We start from the raw sequence: 20,334 nt of genomic DNA on the forward strand, positions 1-20,334 counted from the left end.
AAAAAGCAAATAAAAGATAAATATTAATAATTTTTAAACAAAAAAATGTTAACAGAAAATTCTTTGACTTTTTCTTTTGAATAAAATAAAATTATTCCACGATAAGTAATGAACCATATTTAAAGCAGATAGTTTACAAAGGAAACTTTATCTAATTAAAGTTATTTTATTATTAATATTTAAAGGAGATATGAACATGGGGTAAAATTTTGATTTGATTTTTTAATAAAACATTATTTTAAATTAATTTATTAGAAGAGGTAAAAAGAGGAATGAAAATAAGATTAATAGAAGAACATGAATTAAACAAGGTTAAAAGTATTTATGATAATGTTGTAAAAGAAATGAATTTAAGAGGACTTTATAATTGGAACGAAAGTTATCCCAATACTGAAATAATTTTTAAGGATATCTCTAATAAACATCTTTATGGAATAGAAGCTTCTGGAGAAATAGTAGCTGTTGCTACTATTAATGATTATGCTTATGATGTTTATAATGATATTGCATGGCAAATTGATGGACCATTTTTATCATTTCATAGAATAGCTGTTTCACCATCTCACAGAGGAAAAGGCTATGGAAGAAAAATGATAGATTTTGTAGAAGAAATGGCAAAGGAAAAAAAGTGCAATTCCATAAGAATTAGTGCTTATCATAAAAATGAAAACGCAGTTAATTTATATAAAAACTTAGGATATGTACATGTAGGAGAAATGATGTCTATGAGAGATATAGTAGAACCTTTCTTATGTCTTGAAAAATCAATAATGTGATCATGATATGAACCAATTTATAGTTTTAAATAGACTATGAATTGGTTTTTTTTTATTGTTAAATTTGCATTAAGGTTATGTAAAGTTAGAATAAAGAGTTTTTCTTATGAATAAACATATAATGAATGCTATGAAAAAAATAGGGGAATAGATTAAAAAATGTATTTATTACTCTATATATGTTGAAAAGAGGGGAGGGAAAATTAGCATTTAAAAATTTGTTTCAAGGGGGATTCATATGAAAAAGGATTATAAGATTTTAATAACTAAAGCCTTATCCTTAAGCATGATAGGAAGTTTATTTACATCTTATCCTACTTTTGCTAAGGAAATTAAGACACAAGAGGGAGACTTAATAATATCAGAATATTTACATGGACCATCTAATTCAAAAGCTATTGAAATCTTTAATGGAACAGGGGAAGGAATAAATCTTTCTAATTATGATTTAGCTGTATATTCAAATGGAAAATATGAGGGAAGTCCAGTTTCTCAAAGTTTAGAAGATAAGATTATAGAAAGTGGAGAGACTTATGTAATTTATAATAACCAAGGAAAAGATGAGAAGTTTACTGCGGTTATAAATGATTTAGAAAATAAATTAGGGGTAGGAAGCCAAACAGTAGGATTTAATGGTGATGATGTTATATTACTTAGAAAAAATACTGGAAGTGGATATGAGATAATAGACTCATTTGGAGCTAAGACAGAAAAAGATAAAAAGTTTTATGATAGTAAATTCATAAGTGCTAGAAGAAAAGCTGAAATAAAAAATGGTGAAAATAATATAGATAAAATACCTTTTGATATTTCTGTTCAATGGGATGTAGATACAGGAAATTTATATGATGATTTAGGAAAGCATGATATTTCATGGAGTGAAGGAGAAAATCCTTCAGAAAAAGTTCTTAAGGTAAAGGAAGCAAGAAATAAAAATTTAGGAGAGGAAGTTACTACAAGAGGTATTGTAACTTTTAATGATAGAAATAAAACTCTTCATATACAGGATGAAACAGGAGCTATTGCAGTTTCAAACTTCAAATCAGGTGTGGATTTTGGAGCAATAACTAAGGGTAATAAGATTGAAATAAGTGGTACATTAGATAATTTTAATGGATTACTTCAAGTACAATCTACTGATATAAAAGTTTTAGGGGATTTAGGAATGCCTGATCCTAAGTTAGTTACTATTAAGGAATTAAAAGAGTCAAATTTTGATTCTCACTATATTGAGTTAAAAAATGCATTGGTTGATTTAGAAGCTAAAACATTAACACAAGGAGAGGATGTTTTAGATATTTACTTTATACCTTCAGGTTTAGAGGTTAAAACAGGAGATTTAGTAGATGTAAAAGGCGTTGTTGGAAGATTCAATGATAAAGTTCAACTTTATGGTTCTTCAGCAGAGTTTACAAAAATAGTTGAAGATAATGAAAGTCCTGTAATAACTCATAAAAAAATTGAAAAGGCTAATATAAATGAAGATTTAAACATTGAAGCTAAAGTAAGTGATAACAATAAATTAGAAGAGGTATCTATTAGCTTTAAGGGAAAAGAGGATACTGAATTTAAAAAAGTAGCATTAAAAGAGGACGATGGAATATTTAAAACTTTAATACCTAAGGAAGATTTAAAAGCTTCTGGAATGGAATATTATATTGAAGCTAGTGATGGTAAAAATATTTCAAGAGTACCAGAAAGTGGAGTATATGCTTTTGAGGTAGTAGATGAAGACTTAAGTGGACCAGAGGTTAAGAATGTTTTACCTAAGGAAAACTCAAGTGTAGGAGAAAACAGAAGACCTATTATAAGTGGAGAATTTATAGATAATTCTGGAGTAAATGTAGAAAGTGTAAAAATTAAATTAGATAATGAAGACATAACTAAAGTAGCTGAAATAACAGAAACTGGTTTTTCATATGAGATTAAAGAAGACTTAGAGGATGGAGAACATAGAGTAGAAGTTAGTGTAAGTGATTCTTTAGGAAATAATAGGGTGAAAGAATGGAAGTTTAGAGTAGGAAAGATAAATCATTATTATGGACAACTACATTCACATACTAATATTTCAGATGGAACTGGAAGCTTAGAGGATGCTTATAAATGGGCAAGAGATGAAGGAAAGGCTGATTATTTTGCTGTAACAGATCACTCAAATTGGTTTGATAATGACACTGAAGCTAATATAAATGATGGATCAATGAGTAAAGCTTGGAGTAATGCTCAAAATATATCTAATAAATATAATGATGATGGTAACTTTGTTGCTATGTATGGTTATGAAATGACTTGGTCAGGATCTACTGGAGGATGGGGACATATAAATACATTTAATACTCCAGGATTTGAAACAAGAAAAAATAGTGATATGAATTTAAAAAATTATTATAATACTATTTCTCAATTGCCAGAGTCAGTTTCTCAATTAAATCATCCAGGAAAGACTTTTGGTGATTTTGCAGACTTTGGTTTTTATAGCGAAGGAGCAGATAAGGTAGTTAATTTAATAGAGGTTGGAAATGGAGAGGGACCTGTAAGAGGTAGTGGATATTTCCCAAGCTATGAATATTATACAAGAGCCTTAGATAAGGGATGGCATGTTGCTCCCACTAATAACCAAGATAATCATAAGGGAAAATGGCTTACAGCAAATGATGCTAGAACAATAATATTATCAGAAGAAAATTCAAGGGATGCTTTATATAAAGCTATGAACAAAAAGCAAGTGTATTCTTCAGAGGATAAGAATATGACTATTGATTATACTGTTAATAATCAAATAATGGGAAGCAATTTAGGTGAAGTAGAGGATTTAGATTTTAATATAGAAATAAATGATGAGGATAAAGAGGATACTATAAAGAAAGTTTCAATAATAGCTAATGGGGGAGTAGAGGTTATTTCAAAGGAATTTAATAGCAATAAAGTTTCTTGGGATTTCAAACTTAAACCTGAATATAGCTACTATTATGTGAAAGTAGTACAAGGAGATCAAGATATTGCAGTGACAGCTCCAGTATGGATTGGGGAAAATGTAAATGTAGGATTAAATGAATTAAAAACTGATAAAGATATGCTTTTAGTTGGTGACGAGGCTAAATTCTCAATAGAAGTTTATAATAATAGTTCTGAAAGATTAAACAATATAAAGGTTGAATTCTTCAATGGAGAAATTTCAGATGAGAAGAAAATTGGAGAAGAAATTATAGAAAGCTTAGAAGAAAATAGCTTAAAGGAAAGTTCTATAACATGGAAGCCTGAAAGAGCAGGAGAATTTACTATTTATGCAAGAGCTACAATTTCAATAAATGGAACAGACAAGACATTTACTAAGAGTTCTAAGATAGAAGTTGTAAATGAAGGTGATGTTTATAAGGTAATGATAGATGGAGCTCATGCTAATCAATATGTAACAGGAAACTATGCAGGAAAAATAGATGCTTTTGAAAAGTTATTAACAGAAAATGATTGTATTCCTATAATAAACAAAGAAGAAATAACAGAAAAATCTTTAGAAAATGTTGACCTATTAGTTATAACTGACCCTCAAGGAACTGATGAGCCTAAGTATGAAGTTTACAAAAGTAATTTTACGACTTCAGAAATTGACGCAATAGGAAAATACATGGCTAATGGTGGAAATATAATCATTACATCAAGGGCAGATTATAAAGATGGAGTTGGAGAGTATAGTAATGGTGCTCAATTAAATCCTATTTTAGAGAAAATAAATTCAGAATTAAGAGTAAATGATGACCAAGTTGCAGATTATGAAGTTAATGAGGGACAACAATTTAGACTTATGTTAAATAAGTATTCTTCTCCTAACTTTAATCTTGTTGAAGGACTAGGTGAAGAGGATAAATTTAGTTTCTATAGTGGATCATCAATAGTATTAAAGGATGGGGCTAAGGGAGAAAATGTCGATTTCTTAGTAAGTGGTCATGAAACTACAGGAACAGATGATTCAGATAAACAAGAGGATAATGTTCCAGTAGAAAAAGGACAAGTTAATGTTTTAGCAGTAGAAGAATTATCTAATGGAGGAAAGGTAGCCGTAGCTGGAAGTACTTTCTTCTCAAACTTTGAAATAGATGGAACTAATGCTGAAAGTAAAAGTAATAGTAAGGTAACAAAAAATATAATAAATTGGATGTTGCCTGAAAAAGAATTAGAAAAGCTTACTATTAAAGAATTTAGAGAAGATAAAAATAATAATGGAGAACCAGATAGATTAGGAGAAGAGTATGTTTTAGAGGGAATAGTAACAGCTCAATCAGAGGCTGTAGAACCTAAGAATGCTTTCTTTGAAGTTATATACATTCAAGATGAAACTGGTGGAATAAATGTTTTTGGTGTTTCTAATACTCCTGTAAAAGTTGGACAAAAAGTAAGAGTTAAGGGAAGAGTAGAGGCATACCAAGGTGAATTTGAAATACAAATAAGTGATGAAAGTGCAGATTTAGAGATAATTGATGAAAATATAAATGAAGTGAGTCCTAAAGAAATGAGCACTGGAGATAGTATGCTTCATGAGAATGAAGGATGGTTAACAAAGGTAACAGGCAAAGTTGTTAACATGGATGATAGCAATCTTTACTTAGATGATGGTTCAGGAGTTTCAAGAATATATGTTGAAGGATATATATGGGATGGAATAAATGAAAATATGAAAGGTAAATGGGATCCAAGAATAAAAGTTGGTGATACTGTTTCAGCAATAGGACTTAGCTCAGAAGACCCAGAGGGCAATAGATTAAGAGTAAGAAATACTGGAGAAATTGTTCTTCAGGAAGAAGAAAATCTTGGAGCTATAAACACTGAAATTACAAGTGATAAAAATGAAATAAAAGAAAATGAAAAAATAAGCTTATTAGCTAAAGTAGAAAATAGCACTAAGGAAGTTTTAGAAAATGTAACTTTAAAAATCTTTGCTAACAATGGTGAAAATGAAGTTTTATTAAAAGAAGAAAAAATAGATTCTTTAGAGGTGAATGAATCTAAGAAATTAATTTTTGAACATTCTTTTGAATCAGAGGGTAGATATAGTATAGGAATAAAGCTTTTTGATTCTGAAGGAAATGAAATAAAAAGTAACAATAAAGAGTTTTCATTAGTTGTTTTAAAAGAAATTAATGATGGAGATTCTGATAATAATGATGGGGATTCAAATAATGGTGGAGATTCAAATAATGGATCAGGAAATGATTCAGGTGAAGAAAATAAACCAGGTATAGATGAACCTAATACAGAGAAACCAGAAGAATTACCTAACACTGGTAATAGAATGAATGCTAATATTCTTATGGGCTTTGGGGCTTTATACTTAGCTTTAGGATTTTATATGGTTTCTAAAAGAAAAAAAGTAAGATAAATAATTTATTAAGTTTTTAGGGCTGGCCTTCTTTAGGTCAGCCTCAATAATCAATAAGTTAGGGTAGTGGGAGAAATATTATGAAAAATAGTAAAAAGAGTATTATTTTTATTATAAGTACAGTTTTAATATCTTTTTTAATTATAGGGTTTTCAGGATTTATATTTGATAATGGCTTTATGAAGGATAGGCTAAATAAAAATGTGCAATATTATGAAGGAAAAGTAAAGAGAATAACTAAAGAGATGTTAGAAGGAGATAAATACATAGAGGGTATAGAGCTAGGATATCAAAATATAGTCATAGAAATTTTAGAGGGACCAGAAAAGGGTAAGGAATATGAAATCGTAAATAATATTAGCAGAATATACAATATGCCAGTTGAGGAAGATACTAAAGTAATTCTAGGTTTCTTTTATGAGAAGAATGAAATAAAAGATATAGCTGTTTATAGTTATAAAAGAAGTAACATAATATTTTTGCTAGTACTATTATTTGTAATAGTCATAATAGGAGTAGGTGGAATAAAGGGAATAAAATCATTAGTTTCATTGTTTTTTACTTGTGTTTGTATAATATTTTTAATGATTCCACTAATGTTAAGAGGGGTAAATCCAATATTAGCAGCAATTTTTTCAGCGCTTATAAGTATTATTGTTACATTGGTTTTAGTTTCTGGAATAAATAAAAAAACTTTTACTGCTATTTTAGGAACTTTAAGTGGAATAATTATATCAGGGGTAATAGCAATAGGTTTTGGAAAACTTGCAAATTTATCAGGTATTAGTATGGAAGAAGCTGAAAGTATGATGTATATAGCTGAAAATACTTCATTAAATATTCATGGAATAATGTTTGCAGCTATATTAATAGCATCCTTAGGGGCAGTTATGGATGTTGCTATGTCTATTTCTTCATCAATTTTCGAAATAAATGATATTAATGATACTTTAAATAAAAGAGGATTATTTAAAAGTGGAATGAATATAGGAAAAGATATAATAGGAACAATGGCTAATACATTAATATTAGCTTTTGCTGGAGGGTCCTTAAATACAATAATAATGTTATATGCTTCTAATATGAGTAAAAATCAAATATTAAATTTAGATGTGCTTTGTATAGAAGTTGTGCAAGGGCTTGCAGGCAGTATAGGAATTATACTTACAGTGCCAATAACAGCTTTTGTAGCAAGTTATTTTTGTAAGTTGAATTTAAAAAAAGTGTAAAAAGCCTTTCAAATCAGGGATATAATATGATAGTATAAAACTCTAGACATTATTAATTGAGAATATTTAAGACTAAATGAGGAGGACAATAATGAGTAAACAAAAGAAAGAGTTTCTTATGATTGGAATTGGATTAATAGGATTATCACTAATTTTACATTACGTGCATTATCTTATATTTCAAGATTTACATCATACACTAATATTTCTTTTTGCAGATATAGCCTTTATACCTATGGAAGTATTCTTTACTACTTTAGTAATTGATAAATTACTTGAAAAAAGGGAGAAAGAGCATTTAAGGGATAAGCTAAGTATGCTTATAGGAGTGTTTTTTAGTGAATTAGGAACAGATATTTTAAATACATTTGTTTATGCAGATGATAATACAGAAATAATTGCTAAAGAAGCCTTAGTAACTAAGGAATGGAACAAAAATGAATTTAAAAATTTAGAAAAATTAGTAGATGGATATGAGTATGATATAGATATTAAAAAGGTGGATTTAATAGCTTTGGAAAAGAAGTTAAATGCTCAAAAGGATTTAGTTATAAACTTAATAACTAATCCAATGTTAATAGAGCATGAAGAGTTCTCAGATATGCTTATGTCAATACTACATCTAAGAGAAGAACTAAGTAGTAGATGTTCTCATGAATTAGAAGATTATGAAATTCAACATTTAGCAAAAGATATAAATATTGCTTATAAATATTTAACCTTTGAATGGATTCAGTATATGAAACAATTAAAATCTAATTATCCACAATTATTCTTAAAAGCATTAATTACAAATCCTTTTGATAAGAGATCATTAAAAGAAAAAGAATGTAGTTATTTATAAAAAAAGAAGTATGATATGCCCTCTCAAGGTCATAGCATACTTTTTTTATTGAAAAAATTATTCATTATTTGATATATAGTTTTTTACATTTTTTAAAACTTCATCTTCACCAACATACATTATTATATCATCAGCCATTATTTTGAAATAAGGTCCTGGAGAAAGGAACATTTCTCCTTTTCTTTTAACTCCTATTATAGTTGCCTTTGTATTTTGCCAAAAGTCTAGATCCCCAATACTTTTTCCAACAGCAAAGCTTTCACTTTCAACAATGCTTTCAAAGGGTATAACAGTCCCTACATTCCTAAGTTGCGTAGCAAATTCAATTATATTTTCTATGTTTTTTTCAAGTTGCTTGTCCAATTCATTCTTAGCTTTTAATATTTTATAAGTATCATTGCTTAGGGTTGTAAAGTCAGATTGAGCTTTAAATTTGCTTAAAAAGTCCTTGGCATTTTCTTTACTATTTATGATTATTCCACTTTTTTCATTAACAGATACTACGTTCATATCCTTAAGTAAGGCCACTGAGCGTCTTATAGTTTCAGGTGAAACTTTATATATGCTAACTAGGGTTGTACGACCTGTAATTTTACTTCCTTCTTTAAAATCATTATTTAAAACTCTATTAGCTATATCAATAGCTATTTTTATGTAGTTTGGCGTTTTTGTACGTTTAGCCATTATAATATCACGCTCCATAGGATTAATATATTGCACTAAATTGATTTTATCACTTAGATAATAGATTTGTAAATTATAAAGAATATTTTAGTTGAAAATAAGAATGAAAAATAAAAATTTAATTAACATATCTTTGTGAAATTATTTATATATATTTAATGTACTGAACAAATATAGTACTTAGAATTAGTGTGGAAATTTGGGGGTGGAATTTTGTTAAAGAATAGAGAAAGGATGAAAAGGTTAATAGCTTGTGGAATAGCAGCAAGCATAGTTTCAGCTAATGGGCTATCTGTTTTTGCTTCAGAGTTAAATAAGTCAGATAAAGTCAATTTAGCGTTAAACAAAAGGACTGTGGCTTCTTCAAGAGAAGTTAATGATAAATGGGGCGCAGAATTAATAACAGATGGTATTAAGGATAAACCAAGTGATTCAAATGCTAAGCCTGGGAATTCCAGATGGGCTAGTTCAAGAAGTGTACCACAATGGATATACATTGATTTTGAAGAAGCAACTACTTTTGATCAAGTTGATATACTTTGGGATGGTGCATATTCAAGAAATTATAAATTAGAGGTTTCTAATGATGGAGAAGCTTGGGAAGAAGTTTATGCAACAAGTGAGGGTAAGGGAAATCAAGAGTCCATAGATCTTGGAGAAGATATAACTGCTAATTATTTAAGAGTTAGCTGTGAAGATACAGCTCATGAATGGAGAAATGTATCAATATATGAAGTAGAAGTGTATGATAACGAAAATCAAGATAATGTAACTCCTCCAGAAACGGAGACAGGAGTTAATATTGCTTTAAATAAAAGTGCTACGGCATCAGCATCAGAAACTAATACACTTACTCCAGATAAAGTTGTAGATGGAGATACATCTTCAAGAAATTCAAGATGGTCAAGTGGAGGATTTTCTAATGGTGCTAAACAGTGGATAACTATTGACCTAGAAAAGGAAAGCACTTTTGACAAGGTTAGATTATTCTGGGAAGCTGCCAATGCTAAGGTCTATGAAATTCAAACTTCTAATGATAATGAAAATTGGAAAACAGTTCATAGAAACGAAGCTGGAAAAGGTGGCACTGAGGTTATAGAATTAAGTGAAAAAGAAAATGCAAGGTATGTAAGGGTTTACTGTGAAGAAAATAATCCAGATGTATGGAATGCAGTATCCTTATATGAAGTAGAGATATATAATGGAGAGATTCCTTCATCTGGTGATTTAGATGAAGTTTTAAACTCATTAGAAGTTCCTACTATAAATAAGGGAGATGCTAAACTTCAAATGCCAGAGGTTCCAAAAGGTTTTGAGATAAAATTTATTGGAGCAGACTATAATCAAATAATAAATGATGATATGACCATAAATGAGCCTTTAGTTGATACAAAGGTAGTTGTGGATTTTGAAATAAAAAAAGGCAGTCTAAAAAGAGAAACTACTGGTATTGAAATAACTGTACCTGGTAAGTATTCTGGTTCTTTAGGAAGCAATACTAGGCCAGAAGTAGTTCCAAGTTTAAGAGAATGGGTTGGAAAAGATGGAAACTTTACTATAAGAGATTCTTCAAGAATAGTTATTGATCCTACTTATAAAAATGAATTAAGTAAAACTGCAAGTGAATTTAAATCTGATTATGAGGAGATAGTTGGTAAACCAATTGAAATAGTTTACTCAAGTTCACCTGTAGAAGGAGATTTTTATTTTACTTTAAATTGTGAAGATAAGAGTATTGGAGAAGAAGGATATTACATGTATGTAGATGAGTACGTGAAAGTTGAAGCTACTCACAATACAGGAGCTTTCTACTCAACTAGATCAATACTTCAAATATTAAAGCAAAATGGAGAAACTATTCAAAAAGGAATAGTTAGAGACTTCCCAAGATATGAAAATAGAGGATTTATGCTTGATGTTGGAAGAAAATTCTTTACAATGAATTATTTAGAGCAGTTTATGGAAGCTATGTCTTGGTACAAATTAAATAACTTCCAAGTTCACTTAAGTGATAACTATATTTGGACTAATAATGAGAATTGGGAAACTGCTTATGCTGCTTTTAGATTAGAATCTGACACATATCCAGGTTTAACGGCAACAGATGGAAGTTATACTAAAGAAGAATTTAGAGAATTTATAGAAAAGTCTGAGGATCATGGAGTAGAAATTATTCCAGAAATAGATGTTCCTGCTCACTCATTAGCATTTACTCGTTATGATCAATCTTTAGCATTAGGTACAGGAGGAGATGCAACTTATTTAGATGTAGGTAATCCAAAGGTTTATGAGTTTGTAGATGGATTATTTGATGAATATTTAGGTGGAGAAAATCCAGTCTTTGGAGATCAAGATTTCCATATTGGAACAGATGAGTATAAGGGAGCACCTGAGAAAAAAGAAGAATTTAGAGCATTTACAGATAGATATCTTAAAAAAGTAAGAGATGACTATGGTAGAAATCCAAGACTATGGGGAAGTTTAGATGTTTTCCCAGGACAAACTCCTGTAACTAGCGATGGAGTCCTTATGAATATATGGTATAGGGGATATGCTGATGCTAGAAATATGATAAATCAAGGCTATGATATTTTAAATACCCAGGATGCAGATCTTTATATAGTTCCAGAAGCAGGTTACTATAATAACTATCTTAATACAAGATTTTTGTATAATGAGTGGGAACCAAGAAGATTTGCTTCAGATTACAAACTTCCAGCAGGACATCCTCAATTAAAGGGAGGAATGTTTGCTGTATGGAATGATATGATAGATGAAAAAGCCAATGGAATATCTGAAAGAGATATTTATGATAGATCATTCCAGGCAGCTCAAGTTTTATCAGAAAAAATGTGGGCGGCACCTGATAGTGAAACGAGTTTCGAAGAATTTAAAGAAAGAGTTGACAAAGTAAGTGATGTTCCAGATTCTAACTTAACTTATGATGTGGAATCTAAAAATGAAACTGTAATTGATTATGATTTTGAAGAAGAGTCTACAGAAAATATTAAAGATAATTCTGGAAATGAATATAATGCTACAGGAGTAAATGTAGAATCTGTAGAAGGTAAAGAAGGAAAAGGAATTAAATTAAATGGAGGAGAAAGTTATATTGATACTCCAATTGATAACAAAGGTTTAGACTATACAGTTTCTATGTGGGTGAAGAAAGATGCAAATGGAGATTATAGTGAGCAAATATTATCAGAATCTAACACAGGAGTATTAAAGGCTTGTCAAAAAGAAACTGGTAATGTTGGTTTCTCAAGAGAAGGATATGACTATTCATTTAATTATAAATTACCAGAAGATGAATGGGTTGAGTTAACATTCATTGGAGAATTAAATAAAACAAGTCTTTATGTAAATGGAGAATTTATAGAAACTATAAGTAAGAGTAATGGTGGCAAGGTAGGAACATTTATTTTACCTTTAGATAAAATAGGAAGTTCAACTAATTCCTTTAAGGGTAGCATAGATGAAATTACTATTAAGGATGGTGCTCATAAAATTGTAGATCCTACAGTTATACCTCAAGAACAAATGAGTGCAACTGCTAGTAGTGAACATCCTAATATAGGATCAGAGGGAATAGCTGATTTTGCTATAGATGGAGATGAAAGTACTATATGGCATACTAAATGGAGTCCTGTAGAAGCATTACCTCAACACATTACTTTAGACTTAGGAGGAAGTTATAATATCAATAAATTTACTTACATGCCAAGACAAGATGCCTTAAATGGTAGCATAAGTAAATATGAATTCCAAGTTAGTACTGATGGAGAAAACTTTACAAAGGTTTTAGAGGGCGATTGGGCTGCTGACCATAGTACTAAGGTATTAAAATTTGATCCAGTAGAAGCAACTCATGTAAGATTAGTGGCTAAAGCTGGTCATGGTGGATTTGCCTCAGCTGCTGAATTGAATGTTCATAAAGTTTTAGAGGTTCCAGAAGAAAATGTTGGACAAAGTTTCTTAACTTTACCAGAAAGTGTTAAAGTAAATGAGAATTTTGATATTTTCTTAGGTGCTAATGAAATAAAAGAAGATTTATCAGCTTATGCAGCAGAATTTACTTTAAAATATAATCAAGAAGTATTTGATTTAGTTGAAGTTACAAATGGAATAGATGGAGTTTTGGTAAATTATAAAGAAGTAGAACCAGGCGTAGTAAAAATATTAGCTGCTAGTTTAGGAAATCCTATAGAAAATGCTGCAAACTTAGTAAAGGCAACACTTACTCCTAAGAGTGAATCAGAAAGAGAAATTTTTGAAGTAATTTCAGCAAACTTAGGTGATGGAGAAAATGGAAAGGTTTATGAATTAGGATTAACAAGTGGAGAGGTATTAGTAGGCAAAGGTAGTGCAGAGATAATTGTTAACCCAGTAGAAAACTTTGAGGCTTCAGAGGTTAGTAGAAAATATGTAAATGTAACTTGGGAAGCTCCAAAGACAACTGAAGGTTTAGAAGGATATATTCTATATAAAGATGGTAAAAAGGTTGGAGAAGTTGGTGCTGATGAGACAACTTATAAATTCAAAGGCTTAAATAGACACACAATTTACAACTTTAAAATAGCTGCTAAGTATTCAAATGGAGAAATTTCTAGTAAGAAGTCAATAACTTTAAGAACAAGCAGAAATTAGAGAAATAAAAAAATAAGAAAAAGACCAGAATCTTTGATTTTGGTCTTTTTTTATAATAAAGGTTATTTTGCTATATAATATAATTAGTTATAGAAAGAGAGGATTGATTAACATGTTAAATGTAACCTTGTTAGGAACAGGGGGAGGCATGCCTATGCCAAATAGATTTTTATCATCAGTTGTTATGAATTTCAAGGGGAGAAAAATTCTTTTAGACTGTGGAGAGGGCACGCAGGTTTCTATGAGGGTAAATGGAACTGGATTTAAAAGTATAGATATTATTTGTATAAGTCATCTTCATGGAGATCATATATATGGATTACCAGGATTACTTTCTACAATTGGGAATAGTGGAAGAGTAGAGGATATATATATAATAGGACCTAAGAGAATAAAAGAGGTTATAGAGGGATTTTTAATAACTCTCCCATATCTTCCATATAAACTTAACGTACTAGAAGATGCAAGTAATTTAGAATTCATGGTTAAAAAAGAAAAAATGGAATTAGTTGAATTGAATGAAAAAATAAGTTCAGATTTAAGTATAAAAACTCTAGAATTAGACCATTCATCTCCTTGTTTAGGATACTCTTTTAATATAAGGAGAGGAAGAAAATTTAATGTGGAAAAAGCTTTAATGAATAAAGTTCCAAAGGAAGTGTGGTCTAAACTTCAAAGAAATGAGGAAGTTAGTTTAAATGGAGTTAAATATTATAGTTACATGGTCTTAGGAGATGAAAGAAAGGGAATAAAACTAAGTTACACAACAGATACAAGACCTACAGAGGATATACCAGGTTTTATAAAGGAAAGTGATTTATACATATGTGAAGGGACTTATGGAAGTGAAGAGGATATGCATAAGGCCATAAAAAATAAACATATGACTTTTAAGGAGGCAGCTAATTTAGCTAAAAGGGGTCAGGTAAAGGAATTATTATTAACTCATTTTAGTCCATCTATTAATGATCAAAAGGAATTTATACATAATGCAAGAGAGGTATTTGAAAATTCCCATGCTGGAAGTGATGGAGAGGAAAAAACTTTAAATTTTAAAGAATAATTAAAATAAAATAAGATGTTTAAAAATTCCAATAAATGTTATAATTGTTATGTAATCTTATAACTAAGAAAGGGATTGATAATATGAAGGGGTTAATAGTTTTTGGAGAAAAAGGTTCAGGAAAAGATACTGTAGCTAAGCTTATAAATGAATATTCAGAAAAAAGTGTTAGTTTCTTTAATATAGGAGACCTAGTTAGGGATATGTCATGTATATTTTTAGCAACAGATAAGTGGGAAAATAAAAAAAGAGAATTTTATGTAGATACGGCTATAAAACTTAAGGAAATAGATGAAGACTTTTTAAGTTACTATGTATTAGGAAAAATACTAGATAAGTTTAAAAAGAAATCTATGAAAGATATAGATAATGAGCAACTTATAATAGTAACTGGTGGAAGAACATATGAGGATTTTGAATTCTGGAAAAAGAGCGGTTTCAAAACATTAGGGGTTAAATGTGATGAGAAAGTAAGAATAGAAAGATTAAAAAGTAGAGATGGTTATGAACAAAATTCACAAGATGACCTTGAAAAGAATACAAGAAAAATAATTGACTTATGTGATTTTACAGTGGATAATAGCGGATCTTTTAAGGACTTAACAAAGGAAGTAACAGATTTTGTGGTTGAAAATGGACTATAAAATTTTATGGAGATAAATTATTTATTATTATAAGATTATATTTAAATAAAGAGTTAAACAGTAATATATAGCTTAAAAGGATAACTAAGAATTAGTTATAACGATAATGCTAGGTAGGGAACCCTATCTAGCTTTTTTTATAAATAAAAAGTTAAGAATCCAATTTATAATTTAATTTAGTTAGAACAAAGTTTTTAAAAATGTTTATTTTTAATATTTGATTAGTTGAAAGTTTGATTTTTGACCAGTTTTGCATGAAAAATGACCTGTTATGCAGAGAGTATTGAAGTTATTTTATGTGTTAATATAATAAAATTGTAAAACATATGAAATAGGCGAAGAACTATGAAGAAAAATTTAATATCAAGATTAATTGATTTGTAACTAATGTGATAATGCTTTTACTTCCAATTTAATAATAGAGGGTGGATAATTTGAAACGATTTTTGTGGTTTAATTTAGAAAAAATTAAGACTGATCCTGATTATTTTTTAATAAATTTCTTATTCTTAATATTGGTACAATGTGTATTTTATTTTCCAACTGGAAGAGCAAGAAGTGTAAATATTCCCTCGGGAATTCTTACATCAATATTTTTCATATACATTATTTTATGCAAAAAAGATTTTAGTTATAAAGATGTATGGAATTGCTTTTGGAATTGGTAAAGTAATGAAAAATACTTGATAATATTTAATATTTTCAAGTATTTTTTTTATTTTTATCGATTTTTCTTGCCTTAAAAACACTTTCTTTAATTATTTTTATATAATTATAAATCTAAATTCAATATATATGGATAGTATTTTTCAGTAATTATAATAAGAATATAATTATTAAATGTAATTTATATTAAAATTTAGATATAAATTATTTTATATTATGGGAGGAGTATATGCTATTAATTACTAATTTGCTTAATACAATATAGAAATATTTTAATTATATTAAAAATAATGGTATTATTAATATGATTAAAATATTTTTAAAATTACTTTTTAGGAGGAACAAATGAAAAAATTCTCTTTAATATTTATAGCTTTAAGTTTCGTTCTTTTATTTCTAGGTTGTGGAAATAATAACGAAGCACATAGATACTCTTCTACAGGAGATAGAGATACTATTGAATCCTTTGGTGTAGATGGACAGTTTGCCATCTATAAATGTGTTGATAAAAATTTCAATAAAAAATTAGATTTGTTTGATACTAAAAATCAGCACCGTATTGATCTGGTATCAAATTATAAAGAAATAGAACCATATGTTTATACTATAGGCGAAAACGGTTATACTAAATTAAACTATGCCAATGGGAATCTTATACAATCGAATGATTTAAACGAATTTTCAAATAATGATAAAGCTATATTTGAAAAATTAAACAAATAAAAAAATGCTTTTATAATAAATTTATTATAAAAGCATTTTTTTATTATATGTTTATCAAAGGGATGATATAAATGGCCACCTGGAAGTAAATAAATAGAATAAATCTAGATAATAATGTAGCTTAAGTAATTTAGCTTTGGTTAGATGAGTTTGTGTTTTAGCTTCTAAATTATTTGTATATGATCTTTATAATCTTACTAGATTTAAGAGTTTATATTTGATGTATTTTACCATTAATCTAGAATTTTGATTCAATAAGATTTGATATTATATACTGAAAATATTGACACAAAATATCTTAATTTATATTAACTTCATCTGAGATAATATTAAGTTAAGCTTAGTTTTTAAAGAATTTTATTGTATAATTATAAATGATTTAAGTTTAAGAGGTGAAAATTATGGCAAAAGATAAGAAGCTTAAGACAAATGCTATGAGAATATTGGATTCTAAAAAGGTTCATTATGAAATGTTAAGCTATGAAAGTGAAGATGGAAAAATAGATGGAATTTCTGTAGCTCATAAAATTGGAGTAGATGAGAAGAATGTATTTAAAACATTGGTAGCTCAAGGAACAAGCAAAGAATTATATGTTTTTGTTATACCAGTGGCAGAAGAATTAGATTTAAAGAATGCTGCTAAAATAGCTGGAGAAAAGAAGGTTGAAATGATAGCAGTTAAGGATATATTAAAATACACTGGCTACATTCGTGGTGGATGTTCACCACAGTTTATTTAGACAAAAAGATGTCACATAAAGGTAACATCTAAATCATTTGTTTCAGGATCATAAACAATCTTTTTAAATATACTCATAGTAATTTTTCTTTTGTCATCAACACTTAAATTATTATTAAAAGCTTTTATATTATTATATATAAGAGCTTTATCTGTTTTTATCTTTGAATTTAATTCTTGTAACTCTAATTCTACAATATTACTCTTGATAGATGACTTTTCTTTTATTAAATTTTCAATTTTATCTATAAATATTAATGAAGCATCATTACTTAGTAATGCTATTTTATCAGTAAGATTAGAAATTGTTTTATCAATTTCAATTACTTTTTTATTTAAGCTAGCTATTTTAAAAGAGTTATCAACTTTATTTATAGAGTATGATGAATTAAATATTTTTTCATCTTTTAAAGAATATATTAAAGCTGAAACTTTAGCTTCTAATACATCTTGTTTAATCCTTTTAGTATTATTACAAGTTTTTAGCTTACCACGAACAGCATCTCTACAAGAGTAATAACTATAGGTTGATACATATATTTTTTCTTCACCTTTTTTATTATAGTACTTAGTTTTAGTGGTTTTGGTTTGTCCGCAATATGTTTGTCCACAGCATTTACACCTAATAGTTTTAGTAAGCCAAAACTTTTCACTAAATCTATTACCTTCTCTTGAAATATTTTTATCCATATCTTTATTTACAGAAATCCAAATAGAAGGTTCTACTAATCCAACTATATTACTAACAATAGCATATTTAGTGTCCTTATCTGTATATGTTAAATATGAATGTATATTATCTTCAGTACCTTGAACTATATATCCTTTAGACTTTAAATAAAGGGATACTGAAGAGGAGCTCTTAACATAAATAGGTTTTCTTAAAGTTGTTGCTAATGTACCTCCTAAAAATTTATGGTTGTACTTATGTTGTATAAACTGAATAAGGTCAGTATTTTTACTTTTTTCATATTTCATATTGAATACATCTAAGATCATATCTTTATTATCCCATTCAATACCACCATTTGGATTGTTTTTAAATCCTGTAGGAGGAGAGCCACCCGTCCATTTACCTTTTTTAGCTATAGATAGTAAATTATCTTTTACTCTTTGTTGAATATTACTTCTTTCCATTTCAGCAAAACTTGCTAGTAGTGTAAGCATTACTTTACCCATTTGAGTATTGGGGTCAAAACCTTCTGTTATAGATATAAGCTCAACATTATTTTCTTTAAACATTTCTAGTATATTTAGAAAGTCTAGTGTATTTCTTGCTATTCTATCTATTTTATAGCAAACAACTATATCTATTTGTTTTAATTCAGCTAATCTAAGCATTTTTTGAAAGGCTGGTCTATTAGTATTACCACCGCTAAAACCTTCATCTTCAAATATTTTAAATTCACAATCTTTAAATTTTTTTAACATATACTCCTTACACATATTAATTTGAGTTTCTATTGATATAGAACCTTCTATATATACAGATTTTCTACTGTAAATTGCTATTCTTTTCATATAAGCACCTCCTTCTAAAGATATATTTTCAAAAGATAGATAATTAGTTATTCTTATGAGATTATTAAGTGTATTTTATTATTATGTATAAATTATGTTACGGTTCATTTCAAACTTTCCTTCGTATAATTTTTGAGAGTTTAACTTTTAAGAAATTTCATAATCTTTAGGTTTATATTTATTTTTATCCCCTTTTGTATATGCTTTTATAAATATTTTTTTCCCACTTTTTAATGTTCTATAGTGGCCTCTTACTCCCCAAGAATTTGTATGCTTATTATATTTCTTTTTAAATATATCTAATGAATTTTGATTTTTAGTATTTATTGTTATCTCAATATCTTCAAATTTTATAATACTTCGATACTGCGTCATTTTTGCTTTACTTTGTATATTTTTATTATTACCTGATTGTGAGCGAGCAATAGTTTCTAATGTAATTATTTTTTTATTTTTCTGAATCAAGTAAAAGTATCCAACAATACCAGCATATCGACATGATACATAATTTATATAATATTCTATTTGGTGTTTAGGGAGTTTAATAATACTAAATCCTTTTCTAATATTAGTTATTCTATCAGATAAAGTAGAACCATTTATTCTAAAATCCAAATCGAAAGAACAGATGAATATTAACTTTCCTTTTTCATAATTGTAACTTTCTATATGAACAATATTTTCATTAATTTGATTATAATACACATATTGTCTACTAATTCCTTCTTTAAAAAGAATAACACATTCATTGAAAATACCCATAAACGGAATATATTCATTTACATTTAACTTTTCTCTTATTTTTTTGATATTATCGTCAGTTATGATAATATTATCAAATTTATCAAAATCACATATGTTTTTAAACATGAAATATTCCTCCATTAAAATAATAAAAAAAATATTTTGATTTATCGTTTATATATAACTAATAAATAGCCTAGCATAATAAAAGTTATAATTAAAAATTAACTATATATAGTGGGTCTAAATTCAATAAGTAATTTTTACCTACATAATAAATTCCGTATTTTTTACGATAATAGCTAATTGCTTCTAGAAAAAAATCTTTAGTTATATTGAAATATTCTGTTATTTCTTCTGCAGAGTTTACTCCTTTTATTAATGCTTCTATCAAAGCTTCGGGAGAGATTAATCTTTCATATGCCCAAGCACGAGCCTTATTTTCTTGATGAATATTTTCTATTTTTGAAAGATTGGTTACATTCCCATAATTAGTGAAATAATGTCCGATTTCCTCAGCTAATATACAGTATTTTGTTTTTTCTGTTGAAGTTTCATTTATAAAAATAATATCATTACAGCAATATCCACAATCTTGACCTAATCTCATCTCAACCACTTTTACACCATAAGAGCCAATTTCTTCCGTAAGTTCCTCGTATTTCGTCATTTTTAAC

General features: G+C 28.2%; 12 protein-coding genes and 1 pseudogene. 9 read left to right on the forward strand and 4 right to left on the reverse strand.

Features of this window, described 5'->3' with window-relative positions; genetic code table 11:
* Window positions 1-272 precede the first annotated feature (272 nt).
* From ACYUCG_RS05635 to ACYUCG_RS05650, 4 genes are all read left to right on the forward strand, one after another.
* A complete protein-coding gene (locus ACYUCG_RS05635; RefSeq protein WP_060796579.1) occupies window positions 273-776 on the forward strand; it encodes a GNAT family N-acetyltransferase in 504 nt (167 codons plus the stop codon).
* A 238-nt stretch (window positions 777-1,014) separates the two neighbouring features.
* Entirely contained in the window at window positions 1,015-6,150 is a 5,136-nt protein-coding gene (locus ACYUCG_RS05640; protein WP_460268264.1) for a CehA/McbA family metallohydrolase, read from the forward strand.
* Between the two features lie 80 nt (window positions 6,151-6,230).
* A complete protein-coding gene (locus ACYUCG_RS05645) occupies window positions 6,231-7,379 on the forward strand; it encodes a YibE/F family protein (RefSeq protein WP_460268265.1) in 1,149 nt (382 codons plus the stop codon).
* Window positions 7,380-7,470: 91 nt separating this feature from the next.
* The gene (locus ACYUCG_RS05650) at window positions 7,471-8,223 is read left to right on the forward strand and encodes a hypothetical protein (protein WP_060794332.1); all 753 of its coding nucleotides are present in this window, start codon (window positions 7,471-7,473) and stop codon (window positions 8,221-8,223) included.
* 57 nt (window positions 8,224-8,280) lie between these two features.
* Here the strand turns inward: ACYUCG_RS05650 and ACYUCG_RS05655 are convergent, their stop codons facing one another.
* Window positions 8,281-8,907 (reverse strand): TrkA C-terminal domain-containing protein, encoded by a 627-nt coding sequence (locus ACYUCG_RS05655; RefSeq protein ID WP_003449118.1) that lies wholly within the window; start codon window positions 8,905-8,907, stop codon window positions 8,281-8,283.
* Window positions 8,908-9,120: 213 nt separating this feature from the next.
* Here ACYUCG_RS05655 and ACYUCG_RS05660 point away from each other — a divergent pair, with 213 nt between their 5' ends.
* From ACYUCG_RS05660 to ACYUCG_RS05680, 5 genes and pseudogenes are all read left to right on the forward strand, one after another.
* Window positions 9,121-13,557, forward strand: coding sequence for a discoidin domain-containing protein (locus tag ACYUCG_RS05660; RefSeq protein ID WP_460268266.1), 4,437 nt, complete (start codon window positions 9,121-9,123; stop codon window positions 13,555-13,557).
* 112 nt (window positions 13,558-13,669) lie between these two features.
* A complete protein-coding gene (locus ACYUCG_RS05665) occupies window positions 13,670-14,620 on the forward strand; it encodes a ribonuclease Z (RefSeq protein WP_460268267.1) in 951 nt (316 codons plus the stop codon).
* Between the two features lie 83 nt (window positions 14,621-14,703).
* Window positions 14,704-15,264, forward strand: a complete 561-nt coding sequence (locus ACYUCG_RS05670) for an AAA family ATPase (protein WP_003460069.1) — start codon at window positions 14,704-14,706, stop codon at window positions 15,262-15,264.
* Window positions 15,265-16,275: 1,011 nt separating this feature from the next.
* Entirely contained in the window at window positions 16,276-16,653 is a 378-nt protein-coding gene (locus tag ACYUCG_RS05675) for a hypothetical protein (RefSeq protein ID WP_283677732.1), read from the forward strand.
* Window positions 16,654-17,054: 401 nt separating this feature from the next.
* Window positions 17,055-17,381 (forward strand): annotated as a pseudogene (locus ACYUCG_RS05680) (aminoacyl-tRNA deacylase); the annotation flags it as partial.
* A 23-nt stretch (window positions 17,382-17,404) separates the two neighbouring features.
* On the opposite strand, the gene ACYUCG_RS05685 reads toward ACYUCG_RS05680, so the two are convergent.
* The 3 genes from ACYUCG_RS05685 to ACYUCG_RS05695 form a co-directional block, all read right to left on the reverse strand.
* On the reverse strand, window positions 17,405-18,913 hold the full coding sequence (locus ACYUCG_RS05685; protein ID WP_265884811.1) for a recombinase family protein: 1,509 nt from the start codon (window positions 18,911-18,913) through the stop codon (window positions 17,405-17,407).
* 147 nt (window positions 18,914-19,060) lie between these two features.
* Window positions 19,061-19,783 (reverse strand): hypothetical protein, encoded by a 723-nt coding sequence (locus ACYUCG_RS05690; RefSeq protein ID WP_460268268.1) that lies wholly within the window; start codon window positions 19,781-19,783, stop codon window positions 19,061-19,063.
* A 91-nt stretch (window positions 19,784-19,874) separates the two neighbouring features.
* Entirely contained in the window at window positions 19,875-20,327 is a 453-nt protein-coding gene (locus ACYUCG_RS05695; RefSeq protein WP_164799969.1) for an ImmA/IrrE family metallo-endopeptidase, read from the reverse strand.
* Between the last annotated feature and the right edge of the window lie 7 nt (window positions 20,328-20,334).

Source organism: Clostridium sp. CTA-17, from assembly GCF_054767895.1.